Raw genomic sequence first — 19,005 nt, 5'->3', positions numbered from 1 at the left:
TATCCTTAGAAATTGTCTACAGGGCTTTTCTTGAACTGCCACGTTGTCAGCTTTTTGGCCTGGGCTTCACCGCGGGCTTTTTCATCCAGTTCTGCCGCCGCTCGGTTGGCTTCCGCCGCCTGTTGAGCAAGCATCAGCGTGCGCAACTGCAACAGTTGGTTTGATTGCTGACTGGCCAATTGGTTGGCGTACTGAATCGCCTTCACCTGGCCATCCGCCGTGGTCGCAGCTTGCTGCAGGCTCTCCAACTGCCTGGCATCAGCCTGCAAGTTTTCTTGCTGCTGCTGGATACTTTTGAACAAGGCGTCATTCGCCGTTTTCTGCGATTCGGACACCATCTCTTCATGCCGGACCAACTCCGCACGGTCCTTGTCTGTGCAACCGCCACCACCGAAGCATGGGGAGCTCTTGTAATAGTTGGTGTCCTGGAACTTTTTCAAATACGCATCCAGGCTTCCCGCCTGATGCGTGTAGTAATTGAGCATGTCCTGAGTTTCCATCAACTTGTTGATGGTGGCATTGGCCTTGTCCCAGATATAAGCCGCCGGCGCCGCCGTGTTTTGCACCATGTTCTCGTACTGTTCGAGCTGTTTCTGGTACTGCAAGCCCTGGCGCGCGTACTGTTCGACCTGTTTCTCGTATTCCATCAGCTGCTTGGCGGTCTGTTTCACGCTCTCCACAACCGCCAGCTTGCCGAGGGCAACGTTTGCTCCATCAATCACGGGGATACCCGCATGCGCGGGAAAGGTAAATGCAAGACCGGCCAACAGCGCAATGGTGGGTTTCAACAAGGTCGGGTATTTCATGTTGCTCTCCTTGGCAAATTGCTCAGTAGTCGAAAGACTTGTAGGGCTTCGAGAACGTCAGATCCTTGGTAACCATTACGTTGAAGCGATAGCCCGGACGGATTTCGAGGGTTGGCGCAATGTTCAGGTTCTTTCTGATCATTTGTACTGTCACCTGGCCCAACTGCTGGCCCAGCGCTTCGCTCATGGCGCTACTGGCAGTCTCCCGGTCACTTTCGTTGCTGCTGGCGCGGTCTTGGCTAAGGCTGACACCGGCAACGATCCCTGACATCAACAACGCCGAGCCGAAGATACGGACATAGTGATTGTTGACCTGGTCGTTAAAGCCGGAGTAACCGCCGCTGTCGCTACCGGGCATCGAACCGATGTCCATTGCCTTGCCATCAGGAAAGACAATGCGCTGCCAGGCCACCAGTACGCGCGACTGACCATAACCCACGTCGCTGGAGTAAGAGCCGATCAGCCGCGATCCTTGGGGCAGCAGCAAATGCTTACCCGTGGCAGTGTCGTAAACGCCTTGGGCGATTTGAGCAATGATCTGGCCAGGCAGCTCCGAGTTGATGCCGGAAATCATGACAGCGGGTATCACATAGCCGGCACGCAGCTCGTAGGGGCTACGCGGCTTTTCCATCGCCGCGTCCAAATGCCAGCGGTCGTCTTCACCAGACTTGCCGAACTGGTGGTAATCCTTGCCAGAAGTACTGGCCGCTTTAACCAGGAAAGGCGAATCACCCTGCCCACCGCCATACATGCCATCTCCACCGCCCGTACCGATCGCCCGTATTTCAGCCAGGCGCGCCTTGTAGGCCTCGGTTGGGTCGCTGCGCGACGTCTCCTGCAGACTTTGACGGGCCGCTGCGATGCGAGCCAGGGCATCCTCCCTGCTCACCGGGCCACCACTCACGCTTGAGCCAGCGCTGCGCGGTGCATCGACCTGCACGGTACTGCGCGCCCGCACCGCTTCCTGAAACTGCTGCCGCTTGATTTGACGGATGCGATCAAGCTCTTCGGAATTTGCACTGGGCGGCAGCTCGCGCGGAGGCAGCGGTGGCGCATCAATGTTGCTCGGGCGCACGACCTGGAGAGCGGCAGGTTGCACTGCTGGCGTGTCATCCAGTTTCGGCACGACCGGTGGCTGCGCTTTGCTGGGGATGATGCCGTCCTGGTCCATCCCGTTGATCTGCTGGGCAAACATGCTGCTGTTGCCGGCCTTTTCCGCCTTCTTTTTCTCCGGTTTGTCCTGCTCCTCGGCGCGATCAGACGCGACCAGCAGCATGATCAGCAGGAATACCATGGCGGCGCCGCCGATGAGGTACATCGGCCAGTTGTTGACCCGGCGCACACCGCTCTTGCGGTTCAGCTTGCCAGGCGATGCATCGGGAGACATGACATCGTTGCTGCTACTCATCGTTCGTCACTCCTTGCGCACCCAGGCCCCGGCAGGCAGCACGCGGCCGCTCTGTACCGCATAGACGCGGCTCAAGGACTCGCGCCCGACCAACAAGGTCACGCGTAACAGCTCGCTATCCTTGGGCGTATCGAGGACATAATTGACCGTAAGCGGCACTGCCGTGCCGGCCGGGGCTGGCGCAGGCTGAGCTTCGGGGTTGAATTCCTGCACCGAGAAGCCCGATGCGCGCAGTGCGGTTACCAAAGATGCGCCGTAGCCGTCAGAGGTTTTCTGGTTGACCCTCAGGCGCGTGCTGGCCGGCGGATGCACCACCGCCAATTGACGAGCAGTGGCACTGGCCAACTGCTGGTTGATCGCTGGCGTGGCGCGTTCGGCAAAATTGCCATAGGGGCCGTTGGCGCAGGCCGCAAGCCAGAGGCAGGCAAAAGGTGCGATCCATGCTCGCATCGTTATTTACCCCTCTGGATGGTGACGCGGTCTTGCGACTTGCCGACGCCGGCAATCAGGATCGCCTTGTCGAAAACGGTGTCGACGATGTAGCGGTCGCCCTGAACGCGGTAGTTGACCATCACAGTCTCGTCATCCTTGAACCAGCCACCTTCCTTGCGAATTACCAGCAGCGTCGGCGCTTCAGTCTGGCCCATGGTGCGCGGCATCTGGATGATGGTCTTGCTGCCGTCGTTGTATACACGCACTGGCTTCCACGAGGTGTCACCGTTGACGCTGTAGTCGAAGTTCAGGTTGCCCAGGTATTCGCCGGTCTCCGGAATGGTCGCCTTACGGCGCTCGGTCACTTCGCGATTCTTGATCAGGTTCCATTTCGCCAGCGCTTCCTCCGGGTAGGTGAAGGCGACTTGCGGCATGTACTCGGTACGGTGCGAACGCAGTTTGAAGTGATAGGTGCGGCGGTTTGTGGTGACCACCAACGAGGTTTCCAGGCCCACATCCATCGGCTTGATGATCAGGTGCTGGACTTCGTTCTCGCCCACGCCGGTGATAGCCGGCTCGACCGTCCAGCGCGCGGTGTCGCCGAGGTTGATCGAGTTGACCTGTTCACCCGCCTGCAAGGCGATGTCGCAGACCTGCAGCACGGCGCAGACAATGCTCGGTTGCTGGGCACCGAAAATGAAGCGGGCGGTGCCATCGCCGCCATCCACCGGTTTGATGCCGGTGGCACTGGCCTGCTGCCAGCGCTGGGAAATCGACAGCGCTGCCTTTTCCTGAGGGGTCAGGGTCGGGTTGGCATCGGAGAAATACAGATCGGCCTGGCTGGTTCCTGGCGCGGCCTGCGCGAAGACGGGCAAGGCTGCCGCGAGCATGGCGCAAAGGTAACGGTTCATGGTCGGTCCTTCAGAGTTGCTTGGCCCAGGAGAAGTCGCGCACGTAGGTCCCGATCGGGTTCATCCTTACTTGCTCTTCGCTGGTCTGAGTAGTGGGTTCGGCGGAGTAGGTGGTCACCAGCGCGCGCCAGTTGGCCTTGCTTTTGACCAAGCCCTGGCGGTCGCGGCTGACTTCTTCCCAGTCCACCTGCCAGGTCTCCGGGGTCTGCTGCATCACCGAGCGGATATCGACGTTCACGGTCTCTTCGGCGGCGCGTACGAACGGGCTCGATTCCTTGCTGCCGTTGAGCCACTCGTTCATCTTTTGCGTTGCCGGATCGTTAGGCCCCAGCAGGGCATAGATGCGGAAGATCGACTTGCGCAGCAGCGCAACGTCCGGGGTGACGGTGCGCGCATCGGTAATGAAAGACGCCACCTGCGACTTCATCACCCGCAGGTCCACCGGCGCTGCCGCCTGTGCGGGGGCGATGGCCATAGGCTGGCCAAGCTTGTCGACTTCCACCACGTAGGGCACGAACTTCGACTGGCTGCCGATGTGGATGATGCCGCCGACTCCAGCGAGGGCGACCATCATCGAGAGGATGCCCACCACCTGCCAGGACTGGCGCGAGGTCACCAGGCTGCCGACGTGGTCGTTCCAGGTACGGCGGGCAGTAAGGTAAGGGTTGTCGAGGACGGCGCCCTGAGGCGCCTCCGTTTTGACGGTGGCATTGGCGGGACGCTTGAAAACCAGTCCCTTGATGCTGTCAGCAAGGCTCATGCAGCAACTCCATAATCATTCAATCTCAGGCCTTTGGCAGCCAGCCATTCAGCCACCCATGCATTGCCATACTTGGCTTCCAGACGCTTGATGGCAGCCACGGACTCTTTGTCGGAGGAGCCGACAAAGGCCAGGGCCAGCGGCCCAAGGGCGAGGTCGTAAAGGCGTCGGCCGTTTTCCGACACGTAGTAGTACTGGCGCTTGGGCACAGCCGTGGCGAGGATCTCGATCTGCCGGGCGTTCAAGCCCATGCGGCGATAAAGGGCAGCGGTGTCCTCGTCGCGGGCATAGACGTTTGGCAGGAAGATCTTGGTGGCGGTGGACTCGACGATGACGTCGAGAATCCCCGAGTTCGCCGCGTCCGACAGGCTCTGCGTGGCCATCAGCACCAGGCAGTTGGCCTTACGCAGTACTTTCAGCCATTCGCGGATCTTCTCGCGGAAGGCCGGGTGGCCGAGCATCAGCCACGCTTCGTCGAGGATGATCACCGCCGGCTGGCCTTTGAGCGCGCACTCGATGCGGCGGAACAGGTACAGCAGCACCGGCAGGGCGTACTTGTCACCCAGGTTCATCAGCTCTTCGATCTCGAACACGGTGAAATCGGACAGCGACAGGCCGTCTTCCTCGGCATCGAGCAGGTGGCCCATGGTGCCGTCAACGGTGTACTGGCGCAGGGTTTCGCGGACCGATTCGTCCTGCACGATGATGCAGAACTCGGACAACGTGCGAGAGCCGTCGCGGTACATGGTCATCACCGCATGGCCAATCTCGTTGCGCTGGGCCGCAGTGGTTTCCAGGCCATTGAGCGCCAGCACGGTGTCCAGCCACTCCATCGCCCAGGCGCGATCGCCTTTGGTCTCGAGGAACTGCAACGGGCAGAAGGCAAGGCGCTCGTCGTCAGCCGCCACCGTAAAGTGGCGCCCGGAGCGGCCATTGCTCTCGGCGCGAATACCAGCCGCCAGCGGGTACATCGACATGCCCTTGTCGAACGCGAAAATCGACATGCCCTTGTAACGACGCAACTGGGCTGCGATCAGCGCCAGGTGCGTCGACTTGCCCGCACCGGTTGGCCCAAACATGAAGGTATGGCCCAGGTCACGCACGTGCAGGTTGAGGCGGAATGGCGTCGCGCCACTGGTCACACAGTGCATCAGCGCTGGCGACAGCGGTGGGTAGAGCGGGCAGGGCGCCTCGGCGCTGCCGGTCCAGATGCTGCTGGTGGGCAGCAGGTCGGCCAGGTTCAAGGTGTTGATCAACGGGCGACGCACGTTCTCTACGCCGTGCCCTGGCAGGCTACCCAAGTAGGCATCGAGGGTGTTGATGGTCTCGATACGTGCGGCAAAGCCCAGTCGCTCGATGGCCTTTTCGACACTGCGCGCAGACTCTTCAAGGCTTGCGCGGTCTTCACCCATGAGGACCACCACGCTGGTGTAGTAACCCTGGGCGACCAGGCCGCTGTTCACCTCGGCGATCGCATCGGCGGCGTCCTGCACCATCGACAGCGCATCCTGGTCGATGTTGCTGTTGTTGGTGTTGAACACCTGGTCAAAGAAGCCGCGGACTTTCTGTTTCCACTTCTTGCGGTACTTTTCCAGGTGCTGCACCGCTTCATGGGTGTCCATGAAGATGAAACGGCTGGACCAACGGTACTCGCACGGCAGCTCGGCCAGCGCGGCGAGGATGCCTGGCGCCGACTCCAGCGGGAAACCTTCGATGGCGACCACCTGGACGAAGTTGCGACCGATCTTCGGGACCACACCACCCCACAGTTCCTTGCCACCGATGACGGCATCCAGGTACATCGGGTTGCTCGGCAGCAACACCGGCTGGCTTACGCCGGTGACGCAGAACTGCACCCAGCTGAGCAAATCATCATGGGTAATCTGCGCACCTTCCTCGGTCACCAGACGGCTGCCCTTCAGGCGGGTCAGCTTTAGCACCGAGGCCAGGCTGCCTTCGACGCTTACGCAGTCTCGCTTGAATTGCTCGATCAGGTTACGGGTGCGAGCCTTGGCATCCGGCGGCGCAGTATCGTCATCGAACATCAGTTCAACGAATTTCTGCTGAGCCAGCATCGGCGGGAAGAAAGTGAGGGACAGCACGAAGTACCCTTCGTACATGGTCCCCAGCGATTCAAAGTACGCGCGGCGCTCTTCGTCCATGGCCTCGGTGAGGCTGTCGGCGAAATGGGATACGCCTTTGGCCGAGTAGTTCGACGCCGGGCGGCGTACCGCATCGACGTGAATCATCCAGCCATTGCCCAGACCCGCCAGCGCCTGGTTGATCCGCAGCGAAACCAGCTCGCGCTGCGCTTCGGTGCTGCTGGCGTTGTCGTCACCTCGGTAAAGCCAGGCGGCCATGAAGGCGCCGTTCTTACCCACGATCACACCATCGTCGACCATCGCCGCATGGTTTAGCAGATCGGCAAGGCCGGCATCCTTCGTGCGATGCTTCTTCAACTTGAGCTCCGCATCCACCTGCAGCAGACGCTGGATCAGCATGATGACCAGCAAAGCACCGAGGGCTGCGATGGCATACGCAATACCTTCGATCATTTGTATTGACTTCCCTGACTTGGAGGATTGTCCCTGAACGGTGTGCTACGCGCCGGGTAATACGATTTGTAACGCCGGTGACGAAGATAGACATGGCGCATTTTCGGGTCTGATTTGGCCATGATTCGAAACACGAACAGCGAGCCGAACCACAGCGTCAGGCCCACCAAGGTTGCCCGCAGCTCTTGGGCGCTGAAGATCAACGCGAACGCGAGCAACCCGGAGAACATCACCAGCTCGCGATCCCCGCCCATGAACAGGTTGTCCCGGTTGCCGGCCCTTCGGATGGGAATCGTGCGCAGTGCCATGGTTCAGACCTGACCTTGTACCGGGCCGAACTGCGGTAGCAGCTGAGCCAGCTCGGCGGTGGTGCCGAAGAATTGCTGCATGATGTTGTTGGCACCCACGATCAGCGCCATTACCAGCACCAGGAAAATCAGGGTACGGAAGAAGCCGTTGAGGTCGCCGCCGAAGATCAGCACACCGCCCGCGACCACGATGCCGATAATCGACAGTGCAAAGGCGACTGGGCCGGTGACCGATTTACGCAGGGAGTCCAGCCAGCTTTCGTACGGCAGGGTGCCGGCACCACTGGTAGCCGCAAAGGCATTGTCCGGCGCAACCATCACCGCTAGCAGCAGGAAGCTGAGGGCCAGAAAGCCAAACGTTTGGGCATTGAAACGGAACAGCGAAGTGTTGGCGTGCATGTGCAGTGTTTTCCTTAAAGATTGCGCATGATGTAGCGGCCGTTGTCGTACCCGGAAACCTCGAGGATTTCCTGAATGCGGCGGCCTTCTGGGGTTCTGGCGATGGAGATGACGACGTGAACCGCTTCGCCAATTAGCGGTTCGATTTCGGCCGGGGCCGATTTATTGCGGGAAACCAGGGATTTGAGGCGGGTAAGCCCCTCGCTGGCGCTGTTGGCGTGCAACGTCGCCGCGCCGCCAGGGTGGCCGGTGTTCCAGGCATCGATCAGGTCAAGCGCTTCTTCACCGCGCACCTCGCCCACCAGAATGCGATCCGGGCGCATGCGCAGGGAGGTCTTGAGCAAGTGGGTCATGCTCACATCGACGGTGGTGTGGTACTGCACGAAGTTCTTGGCCGCGCACTGGATCTCGCCGGTGTCTTCGATGATGAAGACCCGCTCGCTGGGGAACTCCACGACCATTTCGTTGATGACGGCGTTGACCAGGGTGGTCTTGCCGGTACCGGTACCGCCGATGACCAGGATGTTGCGGTGATCGCGGATGGCGCGCTTGATGGCGTCGCACTGGATCGGGGTCATGATCCCCGATTCGACATATTGGTCCAGGGTGTAGATGGCCACCGCCTTCTTGCGGATGGCAAAGGTGGCCGCTCGCACCACGGGCGGCAGTTGGCCGGCGAAGCGAGAACCGTCCAGCGGCCACTCGCCCTCGAGCAACGGCTTGCTGCGGGTCACTTCCTTGCCGTGGAAGCCGGCCACGGTCTTGATGATGGACTCGGCCTGGGCCGGGCGCAGGTCGCCGATGTGCCTCATCGGCTTGCCCAACTGCTCCAGCCAGAGTTTGCCGTCGCCATTGCACATCAGCTCAACGGTCTGCGGATCGTTGAGTGCATCGATGATGAGGGGGCCGGCATCGCGCTCCAGTTTCTTTTTGGCGCGCTCTTTCAGGCTGGCAGTTTCTGCGATTTCCACACTTGATCGTCCATGAAAATAGATACCACCCCAAGGTCTTGGGGAGGGCACTCCAAATATTTTTCTCGTGCAGTTCTTTGAACTAATGGCGAAGCGGAATGTCACCGCCCGCGAACTAACCTGCAATTGCAGAATTTGTTCGTGTTATGCGAGCCACTTCACAAGGGCGCGCAGGTTACCCGGCAACAATTACTAACGAAAGAGTCGATCTCTTACAGCTTTGTAAGCTTTCTCTTACACGCTTGGGACTAACGTACCATTGACTAGTCAGACAGGAATGGCTGCAGGCACCGTAAAATCTGGGCTTAACAGAACATCTATATTAATTTGATATTTAATTGCCACTATCTTTGCCAGTATTAAATGGCTTGAAAAATTTGACAGAGTTCACACTTGCACGCGACGTATTCTTACGTAAACGCCAGCAGGGAAAGTTAATCCAGTATGAATATAGGCTGGGCAGGCACGGCAACTTCACCGCCTCCGCTGAAGTGCCACTGAGTAATGGCAATTAGATGCCACTTTGATATCTAGGGTGCCACTTCGGCGTTATTGGGGGCAGTCAGAACAGTGCCAACTGGCCACCAGGCGGGCAGAACTTCGAGCAATCGAGCGCCTGTGCTTCGCGCCCCTCGAATGCCAGTTTGCGCATGGCTTTGGCGAACCGCTGAGCCAGCAGCTCGGCGAAAATGCCTTCGCCGCGCATGCGTGCACCAAAGCGACTGTCATACAGTTCACCGCCGCGGCTCTGGCGAATCAGGCTCAACACATGGGCCGCACGCTGGGGGTAATGGTCCTGTAACCACTGCTCGAACAGCGGCGCCACTTCCAGCGGCAGGCGCAACATCATGTAGGCAGCGCTTTGCGCACCGGCCTCCTTGGCGGCCTCCAGCAAGCGCTCCAGTTCACTGTCGTTGATCATCGGTATCATCGGCGAACACAAGACCCCCACCGGCACACCCGCCTCGCGCAGCACCCGGATCGCCCGCAACCTCGCCTTGGGCGATGCCGCACGGGGCTCAAGCACCCGCTTGAGGTCATCGTCCAGCGTCGTCAGGCTGATCATCACCCGCACCAGCCGCTGGCTGGCCATCTCGGACAACAGGTCGAGGTCACGCAGCACCAGTGACCCTTTGGTGACGATGGTCACCGGGTGGCGGAAGCGCAGGAGCACTTCAAGCAAGCGCCGGGTCAGCAGGTGCTCACGCTCGATGGGCTGGTAAGGGTCGGTGTTCGAGCCCAGGTTGATCGGCGCGCAAACGTAGCCCGGTTTGCTCAACTGCTGTTCGAGCACGTCGGCAGCATTGGTCTTGGCGATCAGCTTGGTCTCGAAATCCAGGCCTGGGGACAGGTCCCAATACGCGTGCGAGGGGCGGGCATAGCAGTAGATACAACCATGCTCGCAACCTCGATAGGGGTTGATGGACCGGTCGAAGGGCAGGTCGGGCGAGGTGTTGCGGCTGATGACGGTCTTGGCGGTTTCGACCCGCACCTCGGTGCCTTGGGTCAGCGGTACCTCCTGGTACCAGCCGTCATCCTCCGCAACCGAATGGTTCGGGGCAAAGCGGTTGTGGGGGTTATGCGCCGTGCCACGGCCTTTTTGCGGTGCTGGAGGAATCATCATCCACCCCTATACTGTATCCATATACAGTATAGGGGGCATGCGGTTTATTCCAGCGCCTCTGGTCAGGTCAGGCCATACCAACGTGCATAGGCGTCATGGCTGGGCAGGCGCCCGAGGAAGGCTTCGATACCATCACGCAGCGGCTGCGAGGCACCGGGTTCGAACAGGGTCTCTTGCAGCGCTTGCCCCGTTTCGCGGTCGAGCAAGCCACTCGCTTCGAAACGCGTGAACAGGTCGAAGGCATGCACGTCTGCCCACAGGTAGGCGTAAAAGCCAGCATCGTAGCCCGTGACCAAGTGATCAAAGGCATGCGCGGGGTGCTCGAAGTCCGCCATAGGCCAGTAGCCGCAAAGGCCGCGGGCTTGCTGCAGGCGCTGCTCAAGCGTTCTGCCGTCATGGGGCGCGCCATGCAGGTCGAGGTCGAACAGCGCCAGGCTCAGGTCGCGGCCGATTTCCTCGATGCCTTCCTGCTTGAACTGGCTCAGGTATGCCTCAGCCTGGGCCTCGCTCAGCGCACTGCCATCCTTACGCGGCGCCGCGATACCCGCCAGGTAACGCGCATCCCACACCCAGCGCTCCAGCAGCTTGCCGAATAGCTCCACGCCGTCATTGCCCAGCTCGGTTACATTGGACATCACCTGGTTGGTGGTGCGCACCAGCAAGTGGTGCAGGGCATGGCCGAACTCGTGGTACAGCTTGCGCAGCGACAGGTGATCGAGCAACGGCTCGGCGCCCGCCAGTGCGGCGGGGATATCGCTGTTCACCACCACCACCGCAGGCTGGTAGATGCCCTCGGCATCGATGCGCCGGTTACGCACATAGGTGGTGAACACGGCGTCGGGCTGTTTGCCAGCGTGTTGCACCGCGTCCAGGTAAAGCAGGCCTATGTAGGCGTGGTCCTGCCAGACCTCGAAGCTTTGCACGCTGTCGTCCCAGGCAGCCAGTTGCCTGGGACGCAGGTCGAGCGCAAACAGTTGCCGGGCCAGGCCAGTCAAGGCCGTGACCACTGCACTCAACGGGAAGTAATCACGAAATGCCTCATTGGCACTGGCGTCGCCCGCTGTGGCCTGTAGATAGCTGATGTCCCAAGGTTGGACAGGCCCCAGGTTTTGCGCCGTCGCCTGCTGTTGAAGCTTCGTGCGCCACTGCCCCATTGCCGGCTTCACTGCCGCTGCCAGGTCCTGAAGAAAATCACCAACCTCGCTGAGTGACCCGGCGCTCTTGCTGCGCAGGCTCAGTTCGACGTGGTTGGCAGCACCCAACAGGCGGGCTTTTTCGTCCAGGCATTCGGCCAGTTGCTGTAGATGGGTGCCGTTATCCTGCGCCAGATCGGTGCTGACGCCACGGGTATGAAGCGCGCGGTAGAGCCGCTCACGCAGGGGGCGGTGGGCCGCCTGGCGCAGCACGGCCTCGGTGGACGCGCTTTCGCAGGCGACCAGCCAGCCTTGCTCGCCGACCTCCTCGGCGCGCACGGCCAGCTCTTCACGCAGCCTGGGTGGCAGGCCACGCAGTTCGGCTTCGTCATCGACCAGCAGCCCTGGCCGGTCGAGGTTGCCTAAGAACGCTTGGCGCAGGTTGCCGATCTGCGTCTGTAACTCGACCAGGCGCGCCTTGTCGGCTGCGCCGAGCGCAACGCCACTGCTGGCGAACTTGTCCAGGTGCCAACTCAGGGTGGTGCACTGCTGTGCAGCCAGGTTCACGCCATGGGCACTGCTGGCCAAGCGTGCGTAGAGTGCCTGCAGGCTGGTGTTGGTGAATTTTTGATCGAAGCGTGCGACCGTTCGGGCGTAGAAGTCCATAACCGCCTCGCCCCAGCTCGGCGCCTTACCCATCAGTGGCATGACGGCATAGAGCACCGCCAGCAATTGCGCATCCAGCTCATCGACTGCCAACACCAGGTCATCCCAAGTGGGCAGCGCCTGCTGTTGCTCGATGATGCGGGCGATGCCTTGTTCGTGCGCCTGCAGCACATGATCGAATGCCGCCTGCATGTTCTGCAGGGTGATCGCGGAATAATCGACGGGGGTCTTGCTGCCTTGCAGGAGGGGATTGTCCATGACGCATCGCCTTGCTCAGTGGGGGAGCGGGCGAGCATGCCTGCCTGGCAGGGCGGTAGAGGCTTGATTATCTACCACCCGGTCAGGCAGGCCGGCCTTATTCGGCCGGTTTCTTCAGCTTCGGGTTGGGGAAGAACTGCACGGTCTGCACCTTGGCCGGCGCCGGCTTGGGCGCCAGGTGGTTGACCCGCGTGCCGAGCTCCGAAGGCACCGACAGCCCTTGTTCATTCAGGGTATCGGTGAAGCCGCAGGCCACGCACTCGCGGTGCGGCACGCCATCTTCGTTCCACATCATCAGCTTGTCGGGCTCGCTGCACGCCGGGCAGACCGCCCCGGCGATAAAGCGCTTCTTGGTCTTGTTCACAGCTACCTCACTCATGCCGCCGCGTCCTCGCTCAGCCCGCAGTGGCGCAGCAATGCATCGATGGAAGGCTCACGGCCACGGAAGTCGACGAACAACACCATCGGCTCACGCGAACCACCCCGCGCCAAGATCGCCTCGCGGAAGGCACGGCCGGTCTCGGCATTCAGCACGCCTTCTTCCTCAAAGCGCGAGAACGCGTCGGCCGACAGCACTTCGGCCCACTTGTAGCTGTAGTAACCCGCGGCATAACCGCCCGCGAAGATGTGCGCGAAGCTGTTGGGGAAGCGGTTGTACGCCGGTGGGCGCATCACTGTCACCTCGTCGCGCACGCCTTCAAGCACCTCCAGCACGCTACGGCCATCGCCATGGGTCGCATGCAGCTCGAAGTCGAACAGCGAGAATTCCAGCTGGCGCACCATCATCATGCCCGACTGGAAGTTCTTCGCCGCCAGCATCTTGTCTAGCAGGTCCTGGGGCAGGGCAGCGCCCGTTTCGTAATGGCCGGAGATCAGCGCCAGGCCTTCCGGCTCCCAGCACCAGTTCTCCATGAACTGGCTCGGCAACTCGACCGCGTCCCAGGCCACGCCATTGATGCCAGACACACCGGCATGTTCGATGCGGGTCAGCAGGTGGTGCAGGCCGTGGCCGAACTCATGGAACAGGGTGGTGACTTCATCGTGGGTCAACAGCGCCGGCTTGCCGGGCGCGGCAGGTGTGAAGTTGCACACCAAGTTGGCCACCGGGCTCTGCAGCGCGCCTTCAACGGTGCGGCGACGGTCACGGGCGCCGTCCATCCAGGCGCCACCGCGCTTGTTGGCGCGGGCATAGAGGTCGAAGAAGAAGCGGCCGACGTGCTGGCCGTTTTCCTTGATTTCGAACAGGCGTACATCCGGGTGCCAGCTGTCGAAGCCTTTGAGCTCGGCGATTTCGATGCCGTACAGGCGCTGAACGATGCTGAACAGGCCCGACAGCACCTTGTCGATCGGGAAGTAGGCACGCAGGGTTTCCTGCGACACGCTGTAGCGTTGCTCGCGCAGCTTCTCGCCAAAGTAACCGGCATCCCAGCTGGACAGCTGCGGGCAGCCCTGCTCGGCAGCGTAAGCCTTGAGCTGCTCCAGGTCCTGGGCAGCGAACGGCTTGGAGCGTTTGGCCAGGTCACGCAGGAAGCTCAGCACCTGGTCGCTGGACTCGGCCATCTTGGTGGCCAGGCTCAGCTCAGCATAGTTCGGGTAGCCCAGCAGCTTGGCCAGTTCCTGACGCAAGTCGAGGATTTCCTGCATCACCGGGCCATTGTCGAACTGGCCGGCATTAGGGCCTTGGTCCGAGGCGCGGGTGCAGTAGGCGGCATACAGCTCTTCGCGCAGGGCGCGGTCGCTGGCGTAGGTCATCACCGCGTAATAGCTGGGGAATTCCAGGGTGATCAGCCAGCCGTCCAGGTCTTTGGCCTGGGCTGCGGCCGCCATCTGCGCCTTGGCCGAATCAGTCAGGCCGTCCAGCACGGCTTCGTCGGTGACGTGCTTGGTCCAGGCCTGGGTGGCATCGAGCAGCTGGTTGGAGAACCGGCTGCCCAGCTCGCTGAGCTTGCTCTGCACTTCGGCATAGCGCTGCTGCTTGTCGGCCGGCAAGTCGATGCCCGACAGGCGGAAGTCGCGCAGGGCATGTTCGAGGATGGTCTTCTGCGCCACGTCGAAACCCGCCGCTTCCGGGCTGTTGACCAGCGCCTCGTAGGCTTCGAACAGCGCACGGTTCTGGCCCAGTTCGGTAGAGTAGGCGCTCAGCGCTGGCAGGCAAGACTCGTAGGCCTCGCGCAATTCCTTGCTGTTGCACACAGCATTGAGGTGGCTGACCGGGCTCCAGGCAGCGCCCAGGCGGTCATTCAGTTCGTCCATGGCCAGCACCAGGCCAGCCCAGGTAGGGTTCTTGCCCTGCTTTTCGAGGATCTCGGCAATGGCTTTGCGGTTGTCGGCCAGGATCTCTTCGATCGCCGGCAGCACGTGTTCGGCGCGGATCGCCGAGAAGGGCGGCAGATCGTAGGGCTGCAGAAGCGGGTTGGTCGCACTCACGGTTTGGATACCTTGGCAGAAGAAACACTGGACCATCTTAATTACAATCGACGCCGACCGCAGCAGGCAGCCTGCCTATCGGCACAGATGAGAGACCCTATCATGGCCATTCGAAGCTTCCAGCAACACACTCCGAAAGTTGCACCACGGGCCTTCGTCGACCGCTCGGCGGTGGTGTTGGGCGACGTGGAGATTGGCGAAGACAGCTCGGTCTGGCCATTGACTGTAGTACGCGGCGACATGCACCGCATCCGCATCGGCGCACGCACCAGCGTGCAGGACGGCAGCGTGCTGCACATCACCCATGCCGGCCCTTTCAACCCGGATGGCTTCCCGCTGATCATCGGCGATGAAGTGACCATCGGTCACAAGGTGATGCTGCATGGCTGTACCCTGGGCAACCGCATCCTGGTCGGCATGGGCAGCACCATCATGGACGGCGCCATCGTCGAGGACGAGGTGATCATCGGCGCTGGCAGCCTGGTACCGCCCGGCAAGCGCCTGGAGAGCGGCTTCCTGTATGTGGGCAGCCCGGTGAAACAGGCCCGGCCGTTGACCGACAAGGAACGCGCGTTTTTCCCATACAGCGCCAGCAATTACGTCAAGCTCAAGGACCAGCACCTGGCCGAAGGCTACGACCAACCAGAATGACTTGAGTGGAATCGCTTACATGCACCAGCAGAACATCCTCTTCGACCTTGATGGCACCCTGACCGACCCACGGTTGGGCATCACCCGCTCCATCCAGTACGCCTTGGCCAAACTGGGCATCGATGAACCCGACCTGGCCCGCCTCGAACACTTCATCGGCCCGCCCTTGCTGCAGGCATTCATGCAGTTCTACGGCTTCGACGAAGCCAAGGCGTGGGAGGCGGTCAATTTTTATCGCGAGCGTTTCCGCGTCACTGGTCTGTACGAAAACCAGGTGTTCGAGGGCGTACCTGAACTGCTCGAGGCCCTCAATGGCCAAGGGCGCACACTGTATGTGGCCACGTCCAAGCCTTGGGAATTCGCCCGCGAGATTGCTCGACACTTTGCGTTCGACCATCACTTCAAGGTGATTTATGGCAGTGAGCTGGACGGCACGCGTACCAACAAGGTCGAGCTGATTCGTCACCTGCTCGACGAGGAAGGGCTGGACCCGGCGCAAACGCTGATGATCGGTGATCGCAAGCACGACCTGATCGGGGCCCGCAGCAATGGGCTGCAGGCAGTGGCGGTGGGGTATGGGTTTGGTAGCGAAGAAGAGTTGACGGCCCAAGCGCCGGAGTTTCATTTCGCTACGTTGGCCGAGATGCATCGGGCCTTCATTAACGCCTGATAATGATTGGGGCTGCTTTGCAGCCCCAAAATCTCACCGGCTAATCATCAACCGTTGCAACGCTGCCTTCCGCTCTTCAATTGGCAATCGTCCCAACTGCTCGACCCGCTCATAAAACCGCCCCCAAATCCCACCCACCTCACCAAACACCGCCGCAAACGCCGGCACCCATTGGTCATACAGCCCAAACGGCAGCAGCTTGGCATTGCTCATCGGCCCATACATCCAGGCGTCGTAACGCGTGTCGCCCGCCCACTGGCTATCACGCACGGCTCGGTACTCGCGCCGCAACCGCTCGAACTCCGCCTGCTTCGCCACACGCTTGTGCGCGTCATCCAGTGGCCCGGCATACATCTCCTGGAGCCGTTCACGGCTGGCCAGCACCAGCCGAATGAACTGGTCACGCTGCTGCGCCTGATCATCGTCGATCGGTGCAAGCCCACGCGCTGCGCGCCATTGCCGCGATCCCTCCTGCTCGACGAAGGTGGCAAACGATTCGTTGAACGCCGTGTCGTCCTGCACATAAAAGCGCTGATGGGCCAGCTCATGGAAAATCAACGACGCCAACCGCTCATCCCCCCAGCCGACCATCGACGACAACAACGGGTCGTCGAACCAGCCCAGGGTCGAATACGCCTCGACGCCGCCCACATACACATCCATACCCGCCTGGCGCATCAACGCCGCCGCGCCACGCGCCGCCCCCTGGCGGTAATAGCCGCGATAGGCGACGCAGCCGGCAATCGGGAAGCAATGCGTCACCGGCTGCAACGACAGTTCAGGTGTGGCGAATACATTCCATACCACGTAGGGGCTCCCCAGGTCGGCATATACCCGGTAGCTGCGGTTGTCCGGCAGTTTCAGCTGCTGACTGGCGAATACCCGGGCCTGTTCGGCATGCTGCAGCCGGGCACGCAACTGCGGGCTGCTGGCCGGGTCTGCCAGCACCTTTTCTACCGGCTGACGCGCGCGCAGTAGCAGCCATTGGCCCTCTGCCAACTGGCCGTAATAGCCGACGCTGCTGCAACCGTTCAGCAGAACGGCCGCCAACACGGGAACAAAACGGGTGAAAAGGCGGTCGAGTGGCCCAGGGCCTGAGCGCTGAAAAAGAAAAAGTCGAAGCATCTGGGACTGTCTGACTCGCTCATGGCCAATTCGCTCCAAGACTATCTCGCCAGGGGGGAGTTTCGCCATGCGTCCATTGTTTGCCGCCAGCACACTCATGCTGTTATCTGCGTGCTCAACCCTGCCGGACCCGGATCCGAATCAGGCCTGGGTCGACCTCACCCCCGTTGACGAGACGTCGCTGCACGCCGTGCAGGTGGACGAACGCGACTGGGCTGACACACGCTATTTCGAAGTTGCCCCCGGCAGCCACGAACTGACCGTGCGCTACCAGTTCCCGGTCACCCCAAGCAATATCGGCCCGGTCAACGAGCCGCTGTGGCGCGATTGCCAGCTCAACCTCACCTTCAAAGACTTCAGCGCCGGCCAGCGCTACCAGTTGCAGGCGGGCAGCATTGGCTTCCGCCCCTGGATCAAACTTTACGACCACCAGCAAAAACTGGTGGGCCAAGGCCTGCCAGCGGGCTGTCAGCGCACCTGAACCCCGCAAACGGCGCTATGCTTGTAACGTGTGAATCGCAAGTGGGAGTTTTGCCATGCGCCAGCCCATGATGCTGATCGCCCTCAGTGCACTGGGGGCTTGTGCCAGCCCCTTGCCGCCCGTCGACCCCAAGCAGGCCTGGGTCGAGCTTTCCACCATCACCCCCGGCAGAGTCCTCATGGCCGACCGCCTCGACGGTCAGCGGCTGGAAGATGGCCGCTACTTCCAGGTAACGCCTGGCAAGCACGAGTTGGTGGTGCGATTTGATTATGAGATTTACGGCGGGGGCATCATGTCCCAGCCGAGGGACCGTACCTGTTATCTGACGGTGCGCTATGACAATTTCAAAGCCGGCGAACGCTATCGCCTAGAGGCCCGGGCGCCCGTGATGGAGCCGCAGGTGCTGCTGTACGACGCCAGCCGCAAGGTGGTGGTGAACGAGCCCAGCAACGTGTTTTGCATTCCGTGACATTGGGGGCGCTTTGCGCCCCTTTCGCGACGCAAAGCGGCCCCTGCATTCAGACGCTACCGATCGTTCTTCTGGTAGATGATCTTCTTGGTGCCACCTTCGCAGCTACCCACGACCATGTTCGGGTCCTTGACCTCGCTATTGGCCACAATTTCCAGGGTGTAGGACGTTACGCCCTGGGCCTGGATCTTGGCCTCGATCTCGGCTTTCAATTCTTCGCACGGCTTCACTGCCGCTAGCGTAGAGGTGGCGAGCAGGGAGGCCAACACGGCGATTGCTACGCGGATCATGGAACGGCTCCTGAAAGGGCAGTCGTGCTGCCATTGCTGGTTAGACTACAGCAAACCGCCCTCGTTGCGCCGCCTAGCCCACCAGCGAGGCATCCAGGCTGATGGTGGCATTGAGCACCTTCGACACCGGGCAACCGGCCTTGGCCTTGTTGGCGATTTCAAGGAACTGCGCCTCGCTGGCGCCCGGCACCTTGGCCTTCAGGATCAGGTGCACGGCAGTGATGGCAAAGCCGTCGGCCTGCTTGTCCAGCGTCACCTCGGCAATGGTATCAATGCGGTCTGCGGTCAGCCCCGCCTCACCCAGCATCATCGACAGCGCCATCGAGAAACAACCGGCATGGGCAGCGCCGATCAGCTCTTCCGGGTTGGTGCCCGGCGAGCCTTCGAAACGGGTATTGAAGCCGTACGGGTTCTGCTTGAGCGCGCCGCTTTCAGTGGAAAGCAAGCCTTTGCCGTCCTTCAGGCCGCCTTGCCAGATCGCCGATGCTGTCTTTTTCATGATGCCTCCTGGTCGCTACGTTTACATATCTTGGGGTGACATGCTTAAGGGTTCAGAGGTCGGCTACCTACGGCAAGTTCAGATCAATCTGACCGCAAGCATTGAATCCACCGAATGTGCCCATACAGAGTTCAAAAGGCCTCTGGCCAACCACGTTCAAGG

The 19,005-nt window shown here is 61.1% G+C and carries 20 protein-coding genes; 4 read left to right on the top strand and 16 right to left on the bottom strand.

Annotated elements, in window-relative coordinates; genetic code table 11:
* Positions 1 to 5 precede the first annotated feature (5 nt).
* From trbJ to prlC, 13 genes are all read right to left on the bottom strand, one after another.
* Positions 6 to 806 (bottom strand): P-type conjugative transfer protein TrbJ, encoded by an 801-nt coding sequence (gene trbJ / locus LOY53_RS00310; protein ID WP_252826326.1) that lies wholly within the window; start codon positions 804 to 806, stop codon positions 6 to 8.
* A gap of 22 nt (positions 807 to 828) precedes the next feature.
* Positions 829 to 2,214: a TrbI/VirB10 family protein gene (locus LOY53_RS00305; protein WP_252826325.1), complete on the bottom strand. Its 1,386-nt coding sequence runs from the start codon at positions 2,212 to 2,214 to the stop codon at positions 829 to 831.
* 6 nt (positions 2,215 to 2,220) lie between these two features.
* On the bottom strand, positions 2,221 to 2,664 hold the full coding sequence (locus LOY53_RS00300) for a conjugal transfer protein TrbH (RefSeq protein WP_099452533.1): 444 nt from the start codon (positions 2,662 to 2,664) through the stop codon (positions 2,221 to 2,223).
* Positions 2,665 to 2,666: 2 nt separating this feature from the next.
* On the bottom strand, positions 2,667 to 3,557 hold the full coding sequence (gene trbG, locus LOY53_RS00295) for a P-type conjugative transfer protein TrbG (protein ID WP_033702498.1): 891 nt from the start codon (positions 3,555 to 3,557) through the stop codon (positions 2,667 to 2,669).
* Between the two features lie 10 nt (positions 3,558 to 3,567).
* Positions 3,568 to 4,317 carry a conjugal transfer protein TrbF gene (locus LOY53_RS00290; protein WP_099452532.1) on the bottom strand — a complete coding sequence of 250 codons (750 nt, stop codon included), beginning with the start codon at positions 4,315 to 4,317 and terminating at the stop codon, positions 3,568 to 3,570.
* Positions 4,314 to 6,872, bottom strand: coding sequence for a VirB4 family type IV secretion/conjugal transfer ATPase (locus tag LOY53_RS00285; protein ID WP_099452531.1), 2,559 nt, complete (start codon positions 6,870 to 6,872; stop codon positions 4,314 to 4,316). Before LOY53_RS00285 ends, LOY53_RS00290 begins: the two co-directional genes overlap by 4 nt.
* Complete coding sequence (locus LOY53_RS00280) at positions 6,869 to 7,180, bottom strand: conjugal transfer protein TrbD (RefSeq protein ID WP_099452530.1); 312 nt, start codon at positions 7,178 to 7,180, stop codon at positions 6,869 to 6,871. The genes LOY53_RS00285 and LOY53_RS00280 overlap by 4 nt, the downstream gene beginning before the upstream one ends.
* A gap of 3 nt (positions 7,181 to 7,183) precedes the next feature.
* Positions 7,184 to 7,579 carry a TrbC/VirB2 family protein gene (locus tag LOY53_RS00275; RefSeq protein WP_099452529.1) on the bottom strand — a complete coding sequence of 132 codons (396 nt, stop codon included), beginning with the start codon at positions 7,577 to 7,579 and terminating at the stop codon, positions 7,184 to 7,186.
* A gap of 14 nt (positions 7,580 to 7,593) precedes the next feature.
* Entirely contained in the window at positions 7,594 to 8,544 is a 951-nt protein-coding gene (trbB, locus tag LOY53_RS00270) for a P-type conjugative transfer ATPase TrbB (protein ID WP_309475947.1), read from the bottom strand.
* Between the two features lie 568 nt (positions 8,545 to 9,112).
* A complete protein-coding gene (locus tag LOY53_RS00265) occupies positions 9,113 to 10,171 on the bottom strand; it encodes a PA0069 family radical SAM protein (protein WP_258704190.1) in 1,059 nt (352 codons plus the stop codon).
* Between the two features lie 65 nt (positions 10,172 to 10,236).
* Positions 10,237 to 12,231: a M3 family metallopeptidase gene (locus LOY53_RS00260; protein ID WP_258703463.1), complete on the bottom strand. Its 1,995-nt coding sequence runs from the start codon at positions 12,229 to 12,231 to the stop codon at positions 10,237 to 10,239.
* A 97-nt stretch (positions 12,232 to 12,328) separates the two neighbouring features.
* Positions 12,329 to 12,610, bottom strand: coding sequence for a YheV family putative zinc ribbon protein (locus tag LOY53_RS00255; RefSeq protein WP_252826323.1), 282 nt, complete (start codon positions 12,608 to 12,610; stop codon positions 12,329 to 12,331).
* Positions 12,607 to 14,694, bottom strand: coding sequence for an oligopeptidase A (prlC, locus tag LOY53_RS00250; RefSeq protein WP_252826321.1), 2,088 nt, complete (start codon positions 14,692 to 14,694; stop codon positions 12,607 to 12,609). The genes LOY53_RS00255 and prlC overlap by 4 nt, the downstream gene beginning before the upstream one ends.
* Positions 14,695 to 14,760: 66 nt before the next feature.
* Here prlC and LOY53_RS00245 point away from each other — a divergent pair, with 66 nt between their 5' ends.
* Both LOY53_RS00245 and LOY53_RS00240 read left to right on the top strand, forming a co-directional pair.
* Positions 14,761 to 15,309 (top strand): gamma carbonic anhydrase family protein, encoded by a 549-nt coding sequence (locus LOY53_RS00245; RefSeq protein WP_027592021.1) that lies wholly within the window; start codon positions 14,761 to 14,763, stop codon positions 15,307 to 15,309.
* Between the two features lie 19 nt (positions 15,310 to 15,328).
* A complete protein-coding gene (locus LOY53_RS00240; protein ID WP_027592022.1) occupies positions 15,329 to 15,979 on the top strand; it encodes an HAD family hydrolase in 651 nt (216 codons plus the stop codon).
* 33 nt (positions 15,980 to 16,012) lie between these two features.
* On the opposite strand, the gene LOY53_RS00235 is transcribed toward LOY53_RS00240, so the two are convergent.
* Entirely contained in the window at positions 16,013 to 17,104 is a 1,092-nt protein-coding gene (locus tag LOY53_RS00235) for an aminopeptidase (RefSeq protein ID WP_258703462.1), read from the bottom strand.
* A 67-nt stretch (positions 17,105 to 17,171) separates the two neighbouring features.
* Here LOY53_RS00235 and LOY53_RS00230 point away from each other — a divergent pair, with 67 nt between their 5' ends.
* Together LOY53_RS00230 and LOY53_RS00225 are read left to right on the top strand one after the other, a co-directional pair.
* The gene (locus LOY53_RS00230) at positions 17,172 to 17,585 is read left to right on the top strand and encodes a hypothetical protein (protein ID WP_027592024.1); all 414 of its coding nucleotides are present in this window, start codon (positions 17,172 to 17,174) and stop codon (positions 17,583 to 17,585) included.
* Between the two features lie 55 nt (positions 17,586 to 17,640).
* Complete coding sequence (locus LOY53_RS00225) at positions 17,641 to 18,054, top strand: DUF2057 domain-containing protein (protein ID WP_252826318.1); 414 nt, start codon at positions 17,641 to 17,643, stop codon at positions 18,052 to 18,054.
* Positions 18,055 to 18,110: 56 nt separating this feature from the next.
* On the opposite strand, the gene LOY53_RS00220 is transcribed toward LOY53_RS00225, so the two are convergent.
* Complete coding sequence (locus LOY53_RS00220) at positions 18,111 to 18,344, bottom strand: DUF1161 domain-containing protein (protein ID WP_252826317.1); 234 nt, start codon at positions 18,342 to 18,344, stop codon at positions 18,111 to 18,113.
* A gap of 73 nt (positions 18,345 to 18,417) precedes the next feature.
* Complete coding sequence (locus LOY53_RS00215) at positions 18,418 to 18,843, bottom strand: OsmC family protein (RefSeq protein ID WP_027592027.1); 426 nt, start codon at positions 18,841 to 18,843, stop codon at positions 18,418 to 18,420.
* Positions 18,844 to 19,005 lie beyond the last annotated feature (162 nt).

The sequence above is a fragment of the Pseudomonas sp. B21-031 genome, assembly GCF_024748985.1.
GTDB lineage: Bacteria > Pseudomonadota > Gammaproteobacteria > Pseudomonadales > Pseudomonadaceae > Aquipseudomonas > Aquipseudomonas kermanshahensis.
The sequence above is the reverse complement of the archived record's forward strand: the minus strand, read 5'-3'. Positions and strand labels throughout refer to the sequence as shown.